The following is a 13289-nucleotide window of genomic DNA, read 5'->3' as shown; positions in this document are numbered from 1 at the left end:
AGGCCGCCATGAAGATCGGGGAACTGTCGCGGCGCACGGGCGTGCCCACCCGCATGCTCCGCTACTACGAGGAGCAGGACCTCCTGCACCCCGGCCGCGCCGACAACGGCTATCGCCGGTATCCCGAGTCGGCGGTGTACCGCGTCCAGCAGATCCGCGGGCTGCTCGACTCCGGCCTGACCACGGAGATCATCCGGCGGATCCTCCCGTTCCTCAACGAGCCCGACGAGATCCACCTGCACCCGCAGTGCCTGACGCCGGAGCTGGCCGAGCTCCTGGAGGCGGAGGCGAGTCGCATCCAGCAACGCATCGACTGCCTCTCCCGCAACCGCGACGCCATCCACGCGTACCTCGCCGCGGTACGATCCGCTGGCCTTTACAGCGTAGATTCCGGAACATAGGTGTCCGTCCCGTTCGTCGGTGGAGCGGCGTTGTTGAGCCAAGGCACGATAGTTCTCGCAAAGGCAGGCTTCTTGTCACCGTGAGGTTGTGGGAGCTCGCTCGTCTGTGACCTCCATCTATAGGTGGCGGTTCCCAGCCGTTGTTGGCGGGAGCCTGGCGCCGAGGACGATCGAGTGAGGCCAGGGCCGAGTCCAGAGGGTGAGGTCGCTACTGGTGGCGACTGCGAGGGTACGGCCCGAGGGCGAGAATCCGGCGGCGCGGAATGTGGAGTAGTTGGAGTGGAAGAGGTGCCACCAGCCTTCTCCCGGTGGGTCCTTGTATTTGTCGCCGCCCGCGGAAAGCAGGACGCGGTCGTTGGGCCATTCGGGGCTGACGACATCGAGGGCCAAGCCGTCCGGGGTGGTGCTGTGGAGGCCGCCACCGAAGAGGCCGGCAATGTGCACCTGGGTGCCTGCGATTGGCCCGAGACCGGGGCACGTGAGGTCCGGGGAGGCGTCGGGTGTGCTGGTGTCGGGGTCGGGATCACGATCCCGGGCGATCTTCTCGCCGGTGACCGCGTCGAAGAGCCCGTGGCCGCCGTAGGAGACGACCATGACCAGATCGCGCCTGCTCTCTGGATGGACGGCGAAGCCGATGCCCAACAGGCCGCCGATGGGCGTTCTGCTGGGCAGCACCGGTTGTCCTGCACGCGTAACAGCCGCTCGGCCAGTTCCGTCTGAGACAGGCCCACCTCGACCCCGGCGACGGTAGACGGCCGCGCCGAGTTCCTGCCCGAGCTGTGCCTCCTCCTCACCGGCAAGCGGCCTCAGCCCCTCAACTGGCTCATTTCAGCGATCGCCTCAGAGATCGCTGACGATCAAGTAGGCTCACCCGAATTCGGGGCTTGATCGGTGTCAAATTCGTCGTGCCTGCTGGAGGACGGTTGTGAATGTGGAAGCGAACATGAGCCCGGAGGTGCGACGGCTCGGATCGCCTGGCCTCGTCAGAGAGCCGGATGTGCGGGCCGCGCTGACCATGCTGGCCGCAGGTCCGGCCGGGCTTGTGATCACCGGCGGGGCGGGGGTGGGCAAGAGCGCCCTGGCTCGCCAGGTGCTCGGGCGGCTTCAGGCCGAGGGCTGGGGAGTAGCCGCCGTGGTGGGCAGATGGTCTCCGAAAACGCTGTTCCGAGGTGTCACAGAGGCCTTCTTAGGTTGGGGAGAGGAGCTCTCCCCGGAACAAGCGCGCATGATGGGGACCCTCGGCCTGGCTCCGTCGGACGATGCCATGTTCGACACGACCTGCCGGCTCCTGGAGAGCTTTCCCCTTGTCCTGCTCTTCGACGACCTGAGCCAGAACCTCGACGGCACGGGCTACCTGGATCCCGGCTTCGGCGAGGCGTTCGACCGACTGTGCCAGGCCGCCGATCGGGGCCGGGTGCTGGTGACCAGCAGGACACCGCTGCCGCCGTCGACCACGGACAACCGGCTCGGTGTCTTGCGGCTCGACCCTTTGGACCTCGCCGCGGGTACCGAGCTGGCAGCCGGACTGCCTTTCCTGTCCACAGTGGATCCGGCCACCCGCGAGCGAGTGGTCCGCTCGACCGCGGCGCATCCACGGTCCCTGCAACTGGTCGACGCCTGGCTGTCCGCGAACCCCGATGGTGTGGGGGCGCGGCTCGCGGCCGTGACACCGGGGGCCGTACCGCTCGACCTCATCATGGCCGAGCTGACAGGGCAACAGCGAGAGACCCTGCTCCAGGCCGCGATCTCCACCGTCCCCGTCACCGCATACGACCTGGCCGTCGCCTGCGACACCCGCGATCCGGACCGCAGGCAGCGCCCGAAGCCCAAGCGGGCGGCGCTCAAAAGCATGGAGGCCACCGCAACCCGGCTCGCCGAGCTCGGACTGCTCAACGTGTGGGAGGGGTGGGACGGGGACGCCGTCTACTTCGCCGACCGCTGGATCGCGGAGATGCTGGCGCCGCACCAAGGCCCGGCGATCGCCGACCGTCACGAACGCGCCATGAACATGCACTACAGCCGGACACATGACGACGGCACGTTCGACGACTACGTCGCGGTCTGCCGGCACCTGTTAGCAGTCCAGGGGATGGGCGACCTGACGCACTTCGTCCTCGCCGTCATCGAGAGCCTGGAGACAGAATTCGAGTACGCGGGGATGGCGCTCCTGGGAGAGATCGCGCCGCACGTGCCGGCAGGCAACGGCCACCACCGTCCCATCCGCGACCAGCTGGTCGCCATGTTGATCCGGCACAACTTCCCGCGCGCCGCACGACAGGTGGCCGAACGATCGCTGTCCGCCGTCAAGGAGTGGGCCGCCATCCATCCGCAGCGCGACGAGGCCAGGTTCTGCCTCGGCGCCGCGCACGACACCTGCGGCCAGGCCCGGTTCGCCGACGGCCAGCTGGTGGCGGCCGAGGCCGTGCTCACGGTCGCCGTGGACATCTACCACGAGCTCGCGGCCGAGCACCCGACCTTTGTCGAAGCAGACCAGCGGCTCGCCAACTCGTTGCAGCACCTCGGCGAGGTGTACCGCGCGCTCGACCTGCCGGAGCACAAGGACAAGCAATACGAGACCTGGGCCGAGTGCTCTGCGATCCGTACCCGGCTCTTCCAGGCGAATACGAGCCCGGAAACGGCCCTGGAGGCCGGCCTGGCCTTCCAACGCCTCGCCGACCTGGCCAAGAGCGACGGCGATCGGGACAACGCGCTGAAACTGCTGAGCACACGCCTCGCGATGACGGAGGCGATGGCGGAGATGTATCCGTACGATGAGAAACTCGCCGCAGAACTCGCCATCGCGAGGGAGGGCGTCGCCGCCCTCGACGCGCACGTCGCCTGCACCACCGACGGTCCTGAGCGGGTGGGGCCTCTCGACGGAGAGGTCGGCATGGCAACGGCAACCGCAACGGGAACGGGAACGGGAACGGCGAAGGTTATCGGGATCCTGAGGCAGGGGCCGTTCGCCTTCAATCAGTGGCGCGCAGACAACGCGGAGGAGGAACTCGATCTTTCCGGCGCCGATCTGCACGGATTGGACCTCGACAAGATGGTCCTCGCGGGTGCCAACCTCGCCGGCGCGGATCTGTCGCGAGTCTCCGCACGCGGCGCCATCTTTTCCGGTGCCGACTTGACCGGTGCCAATCTGGCCGGCGTCGACCTTACCCGGGCGGGGTTCGGCTACAGCGAGTTGGTCAACGCGACCATCGCCTTCACTCGGCTGGGCAGTGCGATGATCCAGCCGGCGACCTTGACCGGCGCGGTCTTCACCGGTGCGATCCTCGACCACACTTCGTTCCGTGAGTGTGACCTGGCCGGCGTCGACCTGCGCGGATGCGACCTGAGCACGCTGGATCTCAAGCGCTCCAGCCTGGACGGTGCGATCACCGACATGCCGTAGCACCGCCTGGTGACGGCAGGATCGCCGCCGCTGCGGAGTGGCACTTCGAGGCCGAGCGCGGCGATCCGACCGTGATGATTCAGGCCGGCATGCTCGCCTTTGAGCAACAAAACCATGGAAGCAGGAGCAGGGCAGGAGCAGGCTGGCCCCGTCGACCGTCCCGCACCGTCACCTTCCCGCACGGTGAAGGCGGCTGTGACTCCCCGCTGCGAGGGGAAGGTCGGTGTTGTCATGGCGTGTGTCGAGCGTCAGCAGAAGCTGCGCCGCCTGCTTGGCGTGGCGGGCCGCTGCGGGCGTGCCTGAGATGGCGGCGGTGGTCATGGCTCCCTCGGCCAGCAGGGCGATCTGGGTGCCGGTGTCTGCTGCTGCTCCCGCGGCTGTCGCCAGGTCCCGTAGGTAGGCGTGGAAGGTGTCCTTGTGGAGGCGGGCCACAGCAACGACCTGGGGTGATGTGCCACCCAACTCGCCGAAGGAGTTGACGAAGGCACACCCGTGAAAGTCGGGCTGGGTGAACCAGTCCTCCAGCCAGTCGAAGACGGCGAGCAGCCGCTCCTGCGGGGTTTGCGCGGCTGTGTCGACATGGGTGGCAAGGCTTTGGAGCCAGCGGGTGTCCCTGCGGGTCAGGTAGGCCTCAACGAGGTCGCCCTTGGAGGGGAACAGCTGATAGAGGCGCCGCAGCGTGACGCCCGAGGCGTCGCGGATCACGTCCATGCCGACAGCTTGGACACCTCGGGCGTAGAAGAGGTCTTCGGCGGCGTCCAGGATGCGCTCGCGTGCCAGATCGGTGTCCACGTTTCTGCCCCTTTTGCATGAGAACCAGCGTTCTCATAGTATCAAGGCATATCACGAGAACGATCGTTCTCGCTGTCGTACGGCTTCCCAGAGGAGTGCGTCATGTCCGAGCAGCGTCCCCCGTTCCCGCCGTTCACGCGGGAAACGGCGATCACCAAGGTCCGCCTGGCCGAAGACGGCTGGAACACCCGCGACCCCGAGAAGGTCGCCCTCGCCTACACACCCGACTCGCGCTGGCGCAACCGCGCGGAGTTCGTCACCGGCCGCGACGAGATCGTGAAGTTCCTGACCCGCAAGTGGAACCGGGAACTGGACTACCGCCTCATCAAGGAGTTGTGGGCATTCGACGGCAACCGCATCGCGGTGCGGTTCGCCTACGAGTACCACGACGACTCCGGCCAGTGGTACCGCGCCTACGGCAACGAGAACTGGGAGTTCGACGACAACGGGCTCATGCGCGTGCGCCACGCGAGCATCAACGACCTGCCCATCGCCGAGGAGCAGCGCAAGTACCACTGGCCGCTGGGCCGCCGGCCCGACCAGCATCCGGGTCTGTCCGACCTCGGGCTGTAGAACCCCCACCCGCGAGGCCGGCGAGCAGCGCGACCGCAGCCGGCACGCCCGTGCCCGGCACCCTCCCGCCCAGTGCGCGCGAACGACCGCACTGCGGTCGCCGGTCACCGTCCCTCCGGCGCGGACGGTTGTATCGGCTCTGCCTCTGCACCGCCGCGAGCCCATCCCCGCTCGCCGAGGTCGGTCCCGAGGAGGCTTCTGATCGCGGAGCCGGCGCATGACGGCGCCTCCCCAGGCCAGGGGAGGCGCCGTGTGGAGGTGTCAGTATTCGGTGGTGAGCCGGATGCCGCTGAAGTCGGAGACGCCGTGCAGGCTGATGAAGTTGTCGGTGCCCGGCGCGAGGTCGGTTACCGTCAGGGTCTCGTTGTTGCCGGGATTGGTGGATCGGCTCTGGTGGGCCTGGGTCGTGGCCCAGCCGCTCTTGTTGAAGTAGAGGTCGGCGTCGCCGGTCCCGCCGGTTGAGGTGATCTTGAGCTGCTTCACCCCTTCGGGAATCCTGATGTAGAAGTAGGCGTAGCCGTCTTTGGTGCCGGCAATGTCACTGCGGGTGCAGTCGCGTCCCATGGCCCTGGTGTCCTGAGCGGCACACGGCGTCGAGGGGTCCTGTTCGCCGCCGCACGCGCCCGCGGCGCATTCGTTGAGCCAGGTGCCGAACTCGGAGTTGTGGTTCAGGGACTTCAGGAAGGCCCGCGCGGTGTCCCATTCCCCCTTGCGGTAGTGCCCGAGCAGGGTCGACACCTCGGCGGGATTCTTCTCGAACATGTAGCGCACCGCGAGGTAGCCCCAGGAGTAGATGCGCGTCTGGCCGTCCCCATACACCGTGTCGAACATGGCGCTCAGCGGGTAGGTATGCTTGCCCGCCTCGGCGGCGGCGTTGGTGTTGTCGAGCTTGCGGTAGGAGTACGAGACATACTCGGCCACTCCCTCGACCCACCAGACGGTCGGTGTCTTCATCCCCTCGGCGAAGTCGCCGAACATGTCGAACCGGCCGTCGAGGTAGTGGGTGTACTCGTGGTTGAGGTTCCAGATCTCGAACGCGGGCCGTTTCCACTCGGCCTCGTAGGCGATGAACCTGGGCTGGTTACCCGCCGCGCCGGGGTCACCCTCGAGGTACATGCCACCGTTGTTCGTGTCGATCCCGTAGATCACGCCGGCGTAGGTCTGGTAGTCGGTGGAGGAGTTGAAGACGACCACCTCGAGTGTGGTGTTGTTGTCGTTCGCGACCGGGCCCGGGTCCTTGACCAGGCCGTGGAAGAAGGCGTCCTGGTTCTGCATGCTGGTGCAGGCCCCGGCGAGCTGCTCTGAGCTGATCTCCTGACCCACGATGCGCAGGGTCGCGCCGCAGGTGTGGGCGACGGGCAAAACTGCCCCTTTCACCCGTTTCCGCAGGTCACAGACGCCGTAATCGACGCACTTGGCCTTGTCGTAGGCGTCGGCCATCTCGGCCAGGCCCACCCACAGGCGCACGGTCGGTCCGGTGATCGAGGTCTGCTTGAGGAGCGAAATGACCTGCGGCTTCACGCTGGGCAGCAGGGAGGCGTGCTGGAGGAAGCGGCCGAGCTCCCGGCCCGCGTTGACGGTGAGGAAGGCGGATTCCGTGCCGAGCAGGTCGAGGTGCTTGGCGGCGAAGGCGTGCAAGGTGCCGAGCACGCTGTTGTCGGCCTGCACGGCCGAGACGAACTCCGGCAATTGGTGACCGCGGAACAGCACGGTGAACACCGAGTTGACCGCGTTGCGCATCCACCACAGCTCGAGGTACGGCTTGTCGAACGCGTTGAGAAAGCGTTTCACGACCGGGAGGAAGTCGGCGTTCTGCCGGGCGCTGTCGATCAGGATGATCGACTCGCTGAGGGTCTCCCCGTTGGCGTCACTGACGTCACCTGAGTGGCTGTTGGCGAAGAACGCCTCGAGCGCGGGCTTGATCGCGTTCTTCAACGCGTCGCCGTACGGGCCGACATCGTCGGGGTGATACCACTGCACGTAGTAGCCCGCACGGAGGTAGAGGACGAGCTGCGTGGTCGAGGTGCTGTTCTCGCCGGGGTAGGTGGCGGCGTTGGCCCGGTAGGCATCGGCGACGATGACCATCTTCGATTCACCGAAGGCCGCGCCCGCATCGCCACCGGTCAACGCGAAGAGCTTGTTGATGCAGGCGGTGTCCGCTGCCTTGATCGCGGCGATCAGGGCCGCGCCGGTCTTGCCGGTGAATTCCGAGATCACACACTCCGCGGCGGCTGCGGCCTTGTGACGCAGCGACGGCCTCTTCTCGGTCTTCAGTGTGTCGGGGGCGTCGTAGTCTCGGCGTGCCTCGTCGTTCGACGCGGGTAGCGGAGGCCGCTCGTCGATCGGCAAGGGCTTGTGCTGCGTGTGGTCGGGTGCGCCGCCGAGGTCTCGCACCGGCGCGGGGTCCACGACCTTGTGGGTCGGGGTGGAGGCGTGGGCTGCCGCGATGGCGGGCACAGCGACCAGGCTCTGTGCTGTCAATGCGATCGAGGCAGCGAAAAGTAACGACGTGGCGATCCGCATCACCGCTCCTGGGGGGTTTGGTGGGGCCAGGCCTCCATGCCTTGGCCAGCCACTTAACTGTGTGGAATGTAAAATGTCATGCGGCGTTATTCTTGACAAGAGCCAAGTTTGTGAACGTTCATATTCCCTGCGTCACTGAACGTCCGCCGTGGAGAGGCGTGGACAGGGAGCTACCGGACGGAAGGCACGCTCGGGCGGAGCACCGGCTCACCGGCGAGCAGGAGCCCGGCTTCCGGCGGGACTCCCTCCTCGATGGCCTGAAGGAGCCGATTGACCAGGGCATCCGCGATGCGCCGCAACGGCAGCCGGACGGTGGTCAGCGGCGGCTGGAGTAGCCGGGTGTAGGGCATGTCGTTGAAGCCGGTCACCGCGACGTCAACGCCGACGGTCAGCCCTTCCGCCTGGGCGGCGGCGTAGGCGCCAGGCGCCAGCCAGTCGTCGTCGAGGACCAGGGCCGAGGGGCGGGGCAGCCGGTCCAGCAGACCACGCGCCACCGCCACCACCTCGTCCGGGCCATCGACGTAGGCCTCGGGGCCGACCATGCCGAAGCGGCGCTTCCCGCTGCGGAATCCCGCCGCCCTGTGCCGCAGCCAGGGCAGTTCCGCCGACGTGCCCAGGAACGCGACCTGCCGGTGTCCGTGGGAGGCCAGGAGGCCGACCATGTCGATCATCGCTTGGACCGAGTCGACGTCCACCCAGGCCTGGGGCGCTCCGGGCCTGGTACGCCCGAACACGGCGAAGGGGAAGTCCGCTTCGGTCAGGTAGTCCACGCGCCGGTCGTCGTCCACCACGTCCGAGAGCAGGAAGGCGTCGGCGGTTCGGGCGGCGATGATGTCTTCCAGCGCCTGCGCCTCGCTCTGGCCGGGGCGCGGGCGCACCAGCAGGATGCGGTAACCGGCATCGCCGGCGGCGGCCACCATGGCCTCGAGAAACCCGCTCATGAGGGCGTTGGGGTTGGCCGGGTCGGTCTCGGGGGTGATGTAGGCGATGACCTGGCGCGTGCCGGACCGCAGGCTACGCGCCGATTGGTCGGCACGGTAGCCCATCTCCTTGATCAGCGTGGAGACCCGTTCGAGGGTGTCGGCGCGCAGCTTGTGCGGAGCGTTGATCGCGTTGGAGACGGTCTGCCGAGACACTCCTGCCGCACGGGCGACGTCCATGATGCTGACCCCACGGGGCCGATGCGCCGACATTGCTCAGTTCTCCTCCTCAATACGGCATTATGACGGCGCGGCCGTAGCAGGCCGACCGCCAGGACCGTTGAACGATCAGAAAGTGGAGCTCGGCGCCCACTCCCAACCCGCGTACGCCGCTTGTCGGCCTTGCCCGCGCCGGATCCGCAGGTCGAGCAAGCGGATCAGATCCTACGCCCGGGTACTTGCATGGATATGAACGATCAAATACGGTATGCCGCAGTAAGGCGCACATCGCGCTGCTCACCTCGCGCTGCTGTATGGGCTAGTCCTGTTCGGAGTTGGTTTGAACGTTCAATCTGCCTACTTGAGCCAGTTCCATGAACCGGCGGGATATCTGGACTTCGCCAGAATCGGGCCGCCCTCCCTGGCCGTCGCGCGGACCGTCGCGCAGGCCGCGGAGTGGCTGGCCCGCGATCCGTCCGCCGCGCTCACCCACCTGGAGCTGGAGGCGAGCAGGACACGCGCCGTCGCGGCCCGCCTGTTGAGCTGCTCCCCGCACGAGGTGGCCTTCGTCTCCTCCACCAGCCACGCGCTGTTCACCGCCGCGGCGGGTCTGGGCGGCGGCGTGGTGCTCGTCCCGCGCGGCGAGTTCCCCGCCAACGTCTATCCCTGGCTGCGGTTCCAGGAGCGCGGCGGGCTGCGGCCACGCTGGATCGACTCCGCCGCGATCACCGCTGATGTCCTGCGTGAGCACCTCGACGACGACGTCAGGGCGCTGGCCGTCAGCGCGGTGGACGCCACGACCGGCCATCGCGCTCCACTGGGCGCGCTGAAGGAGGTGCTGGGCGAGGATCGGCTGCTGGTGGTGGACGCCATCCAGGGCCTCGGTGCGGCGCCGCTGGACGTGGCGGCGGCGGACGTGCTCGCCTGCGGCGGGCAGAAGTGGCTGCGGGCAGGATGGGGCGCGGCGCTGCTGCTCGTCCGCGACCGGGTGGCCGACCGCCTCGCCCCCGGTCTCGGCGGCTGGTCGGGCGTGCATGCCCCGTTCGGAGCCCGGCACCCTATGCCGCCGCTGTCAGGAGCCGTCGCGCACACGGTCACCAACCCCGACCTTTCCGCCGTAGCCGCGCTGGGAGCCGCCATCGACCTGGTGCTCTCCGCCGGAGAAGCGAACATCGCCCGGCAGATCTCCCAAACTCTGGCGAGCCTGCTGGATGCCGCCAGGACCGCGGGCGCCGAGGTCCTGGTACCCGAGGAGCCCGCCGGGATCGCCCGCGTGCGGATGCCCGGCCACGACCCCGCGAGCACGCACGCCGCACTCGGCGCCGCCGGACTCACCACCACGCTGCGCGGTAGCTGGATCCGGCTCTCCCCGCACGCCACCACTCCCGGCGACACCGCCGACCGGCTACGCGCAGCACTCACCCCCCGAAAGGAAACACACAAATGATCAACCGTCGCGGCGCCCTCGCGCTCGCACTCACCGGCACGCTCGCCCTGGGCGCCTGTGGCGGCGGCAAGACGCCGGAGAAGGGCAGCGGACCAGTCAAGATCACCGTCTGGAGCTGGAAGCCCGCCTCCGACGGCCTGGCCGCCGTCGCCAAGGACTTCGAGCAGACCCACCCCGGCATCAAGATCGACGTTCAAGCCGTCGGCAACCCGGCCATCTGGGACAAGATCACCATTGGCATGGCCGCGGGTGGCAAGGGCCTGGCCGACGTACTGCACATCGGCATCGACTACCTGCCCGGGTATATGGACAAATTCCCCGGCGGCCTGGCCGACCTGCGCAAGCTGGGCGCCGACAAGTACAAGGACGCCTTCGCCAAGGGCCTGTGGCCCACGGTGACCGGCAAGGACGGCGGCATCTACGCGATGCCCTGGGAGATCAACCCGGTCGGCTTCTTCTACCGCGCGGACCTGTTCAAGAAGGCAGGCATCGACCCGGAGAAGATCCAGACCTGGGACGACGCCATCGAGGCCGGTAAGACGCTCAAGGAGAAGACGGGCGCCTTCCTGATCGGGCTGAACAAGCCCGCGGCCGGCGGCGCGGACATGGACCTCTACCAGTCGCTGCTCCAGCAGCAGGGCGCGTTCTACTTCAACCGGCAGGGCGAGGTCACGCTCGCCTCGGCGCCGGCCGTACAGGCGATGACTCTCATCAAGAAGATGAACGACGCGGGCATCGTCGCCGACACCTCAGGCGAGAACGCCGCCAAGCAGCTCATCAGCGGCGGCAAGCTGGCCGTGCTGCCGTGGGCGGCCTGGGCGGTCAGCTACATCCCCGAGATGCGTCCCGAGCAGAAGGGCCTCTGGCGAGTCATGCAGCCGCCCGCGGTGACAGCGGGCGGCAAGCGCGCCGCGATCGTCAACTCCACCCATCTGTCGGTCTCGGGAACCAGCCCGCATCAGGCGGAGGCGTTCAAGTTCGTGGAGTACGCGCTGACCAAGCCCGAGGTCATCAACAAGGTTTTCAAGGAGGGCGGCGTCTTCCCCGCGCTGACCGCGGCCTACGCCGACCCGGCGTTCGCCGCGCCCCAGCCCTACTTCGGCGACCAGCCCGCGCTCAGGACTTTCGTGGACGCGCTCACCGAGGGCGCGGACGCCACCTACTACTCGGGCGACTACGCCAGGGCGCTGAAGATCGCCAGTGACGCGCAGACGAAGGTCCTGCTCAAGGGCGCCGACCCGGCCGCGGCGCTGACCGAGGCCGCCACGCTGCTGTCCCAGCAGACGAACAGGAAGCTCGCGGGATGACACTCACCCTGTCGCGGCCCGGGCGGGTGGCGGTGGGCAGGCGCTCCCTCGTCACCAAGCGGAACATCCCGTACCTGCTGGTCCTGCCCGCGCTGCTGGGCTTCATGGTGTTCAAGGCCTATCCGATCGTGGCCGCCATGTACATCAGCCTGACCACCGGCGCCGGAGCGGCACGCACCTTCGTCGGGCTGGACAACTACGTGCGGCTGGTGAACGACCCGCTGTTCTGGACCTCGCTGTGGAACACCGGGCTGATCCTGGTCGTGCAGGTCCCGATCATGCTGCTGCTCGCGCTGCTGCTGGCGCTCGCGCTCAACTCCCCCCTCGTACGGCTGCGCGGCCTGTGGCGGCTGGGCGTCTTCATGCCGTCGCTGACCGGTCTGGTCGCCTACGGCGTGATGTTCTCGGTGATCCTGCGCAAGGACGCAGGACTGCTCAACTGGCTGCTCAGCCTCTTCGGCGTCGACGCGATCGACTGGCTGGGCAGCCCGTTCTGGGCCCGCATCGCCATCGTCATCGCCCTCACCTGGCACTACACCGGCTACAACGCGGTGATCTACCTGGCCGGCCTGCAGAGCATCCCGAAGGACCTCTACGAGGCGGCGATGGTCGACGGCGCCGGCTCGGCCCGCAGGTTCTGGTCGATCACGGTGCCTCAGCTGCGGCCGATCCTGCTGCTGACCGTGGTCCTGTCCACGATCGGCACGCTGCAGCTGTTCGACGAGCCGTTCGTGCTGACCGGTGGCGGGCCGGACAACTCGACCCTGACGATCTCGCTGTACCTGTACCAGAACGGCTTCCGCTACTTCGACTTCGGCTATGCCGCGGCGATCGCCTACGCGCTCACGCTGATCGTGGCCGGATTCGGGATCGCGCAGATGAGGATGCAGAAACGATGAAGGGCTGGACGCTCACCTTCGTGCTCGCCGCGGTGTTCGGGCTGTGCGTCGGCCCGTTCTACTGGCTGGCCATGGCGGCCACGCACGCCAACTCCGACATCTTCTCCTGGCCGCCGAGGTTCTACCCCGGCGACCAGCTGGTGGCCAACACGGCGAAGCTGGAGGAGTCGATCGGGCTGGTCAACGTGCTGGGCAACACGCTCTTCGTCGCGGTCGTGCAAACCGCGGGGGCGATCGTGGTCTCGCTGCTGGCCGGTTACGCCTTCGCCAAGTTCACCTTCGCCGGGCGCAACGCCTTCTTCGTGCTGCTGCTGTCGACGCTGGTCATCCCCGGCGGCGTGACCATCATCCCGATCTTCGAGATGATGAACGACATCGGGTTGATCGACAGCTTCCCCGCCCTGATCCTGCCGAGCCTGTCGGTGCCGTTCGGCATCTTCCTGATGCGCCAGTCGCTGCTGGCCATCCCGGACGAGCTGCTCGACGCGGCCAGGGTAGACGGCGCGGGCGAGCTGCGGGTGCTGTGGCGGGTGGTGATCCCGGTCATGCGCCCGGTGCTGGCGGCGCTGGCCGTCTTCCTCTTCCTCGGTGCGTGGAACGACTTCCTGTGGCCGCTGATCGCGCTGCGCACGCCGGAGATGTACACCTTGCCCGTCGCGCTGGCCACCCTGCAGGGCCTGGCCAGGACCGACTTCGGCCAGGTCATGGTGGGCACCGCGATCTCCTCGCTGCCCATGATGGTCCTTTTCCTCGTCCTACAGAAACAGTTCATCTCCGGCCTGCTGGCCGGTGCCACGAAGGGATAAGC

The 13289-nt window shown here is 67.8% G+C and carries 11 protein-coding genes; 7 read left to right on the top strand and 4 right to left on the bottom strand.

Annotated elements, in window-relative coordinates; all coding sequences use genetic code 11:
* Positions 1-8 precede the first annotated feature (8 nt).
* The gene (locus ACIBVN_RS30005; RefSeq protein ID WP_397142001.1) at positions 9-401 is read left to right on the top strand and encodes a MerR family transcriptional regulator; all 393 of its coding nucleotides are present in this window, start codon (positions 9-11) and stop codon (positions 399-401) included.
* Between the two features lie 117 nt (positions 402-518).
* On the opposite strand, the gene ACIBVN_RS30000 is transcribed toward ACIBVN_RS30005, so the two are convergent.
* Complete coding sequence (locus ACIBVN_RS30000; protein ID WP_397141999.1) at positions 519-1076, bottom strand: hypothetical protein; 558 nt, start codon at positions 1074-1076, stop codon at positions 519-521.
* Positions 1077-1344: 268 nt separating this feature from the next.
* Between ACIBVN_RS30000 and ACIBVN_RS29995 the strand changes: the two genes are divergently transcribed.
* Positions 1345-3801 carry a pentapeptide repeat-containing protein gene (locus ACIBVN_RS29995; protein ID WP_397141997.1) on the top strand — a complete coding sequence of 819 codons (2457 nt, stop codon included), beginning with the start codon at positions 1345-1347 and terminating at the stop codon, positions 3799-3801.
* Between the two features lie 168 nt (positions 3802-3969).
* On the opposite strand, the gene ACIBVN_RS29990 is transcribed toward ACIBVN_RS29995, so the two are convergent.
* Positions 3970-4593, bottom strand: coding sequence for a TetR/AcrR family transcriptional regulator (locus ACIBVN_RS29990; RefSeq protein ID WP_397141995.1), 624 nt, complete (start codon positions 4591-4593; stop codon positions 3970-3972).
* Between the two features lie 102 nt (positions 4594-4695).
* On the opposite strand from ACIBVN_RS29990, the gene ACIBVN_RS29985 reads away from it, so the two are divergent.
* A complete protein-coding gene (locus ACIBVN_RS29985) occupies positions 4696-5166 on the top strand; it encodes a DUF1348 family protein (RefSeq protein WP_397141993.1) in 471 nt (156 codons plus the stop codon).
* A 261-nt stretch (positions 5167-5427) separates the two neighbouring features.
* Here the strand turns inward: ACIBVN_RS29985 and ACIBVN_RS29980 are convergent, their stop codons facing one another.
* Both ACIBVN_RS29980 and ACIBVN_RS29975 read right to left on the bottom strand, forming a co-directional pair.
* Entirely contained in the window at positions 5428-7689 is a 2262-nt protein-coding gene (locus ACIBVN_RS29980; RefSeq protein ID WP_397141991.1) for a M9 family metallopeptidase, read from the bottom strand.
* A gap of 170 nt (positions 7690-7859) precedes the next feature.
* Positions 7860-8849, bottom strand: coding sequence for a LacI family DNA-binding transcriptional regulator (locus tag ACIBVN_RS29975; RefSeq protein ID WP_397141989.1), 990 nt, complete (start codon positions 8847-8849; stop codon positions 7860-7862).
* Positions 8850-9189: 340 nt separating this feature from the next.
* Here ACIBVN_RS29975 and ACIBVN_RS29970 point away from each other — a divergent pair, with 340 nt between their 5' ends.
* The 4 genes from ACIBVN_RS29970 to ACIBVN_RS29955 are packed head-to-tail and all read left to right on the top strand — an operon-like array spanning position 9190 to position 13287.
* Positions 9190-10275 carry an aminotransferase class V-fold PLP-dependent enzyme gene (locus ACIBVN_RS29970; protein ID WP_397141987.1) on the top strand — a complete coding sequence of 362 codons (1086 nt, stop codon included), beginning with the start codon at positions 9190-9192 and terminating at the stop codon, positions 10273-10275.
* Entirely contained in the window at positions 10272-11582 is a 1311-nt protein-coding gene (locus ACIBVN_RS29965; RefSeq protein ID WP_397141985.1) for an ABC transporter substrate-binding protein, read from the top strand. The genes ACIBVN_RS29970 and ACIBVN_RS29965 overlap by 4 nt, the downstream gene beginning before the upstream one ends.
* A complete protein-coding gene (locus ACIBVN_RS29960; protein ID WP_397141983.1) occupies positions 11579-12481 on the top strand; it encodes a carbohydrate ABC transporter permease in 903 nt (300 codons plus the stop codon). Before ACIBVN_RS29965 ends, ACIBVN_RS29960 begins: the two co-directional genes overlap by 4 nt.
* Complete coding sequence (locus ACIBVN_RS29955; protein ID WP_349454404.1) at positions 12478-13287, top strand: carbohydrate ABC transporter permease; 810 nt, start codon at positions 12478-12480, stop codon at positions 13285-13287. The genes ACIBVN_RS29960 and ACIBVN_RS29955 overlap by 4 nt, the downstream gene beginning before the upstream one ends.
* Positions 13288-13289 lie beyond the last annotated feature (2 nt).

This window comes from Nonomuraea sp. NPDC049400, assembly GCF_044466425.1.
Classification (GTDB): domain Bacteria; phylum Actinomycetota; class Actinomycetes; order Streptosporangiales; family Streptosporangiaceae; genus Nonomuraea.
The sequence above is the reverse complement of the archived record's forward strand: the minus strand, read 5'-3'. Positions and strand labels throughout refer to the sequence as shown.

Excerpts from the sequence above, each read along its gene's own strand:
- ACIBVN_RS29955 (WP_349454404.1), top strand. The coding sequence starts at position 12,478 with ATGAAGGGCTGGACGCTCACCTTCGTGCTCGCCGCGGTGTTCGGGCTG.
- ACIBVN_RS29995 (WP_397141997.1), top strand. The coding sequence starts at position 1,345 with ATGAGCCCGGAGGTGCGACGGCTCGGATCGCCTGGCCTCGTCAGAGAG.
- ACIBVN_RS29975 (WP_397141989.1), bottom strand. The coding sequence starts at position 8,849 with ATGGACGTCGCCCGTGCGGCAGGAGTGTCTCGGCAGACCGTCTCCAAC.
- ACIBVN_RS29985 (WP_397141993.1), top strand. The coding sequence starts at position 4,696 with ATGTCCGAGCAGCGTCCCCCGTTCCCGCCGTTCACGCGGGAAACGGCG.
- ACIBVN_RS30005 (WP_397142001.1), top strand. The coding sequence starts at position 9 with ATGAAGATCGGGGAACTGTCGCGGCGCACGGGCGTGCCCACCCGCATG.
- ACIBVN_RS29960 (WP_397141983.1), top strand. The coding sequence starts at position 11,579 with ATGACACTCACCCTGTCGCGGCCCGGGCGGGTGGCGGTGGGCAGGCGC.
- ACIBVN_RS29980 (WP_397141991.1), bottom strand. The coding sequence starts at position 7,689 with ATGCGGATCGCCACGTCGTTACTTTTCGCTGCCTCGATCGCATTGACA.
- ACIBVN_RS29965 (WP_397141985.1), top strand. The coding sequence starts at position 10,272 with ATGATCAACCGTCGCGGCGCCCTCGCGCTCGCACTCACCGGCACGCTC.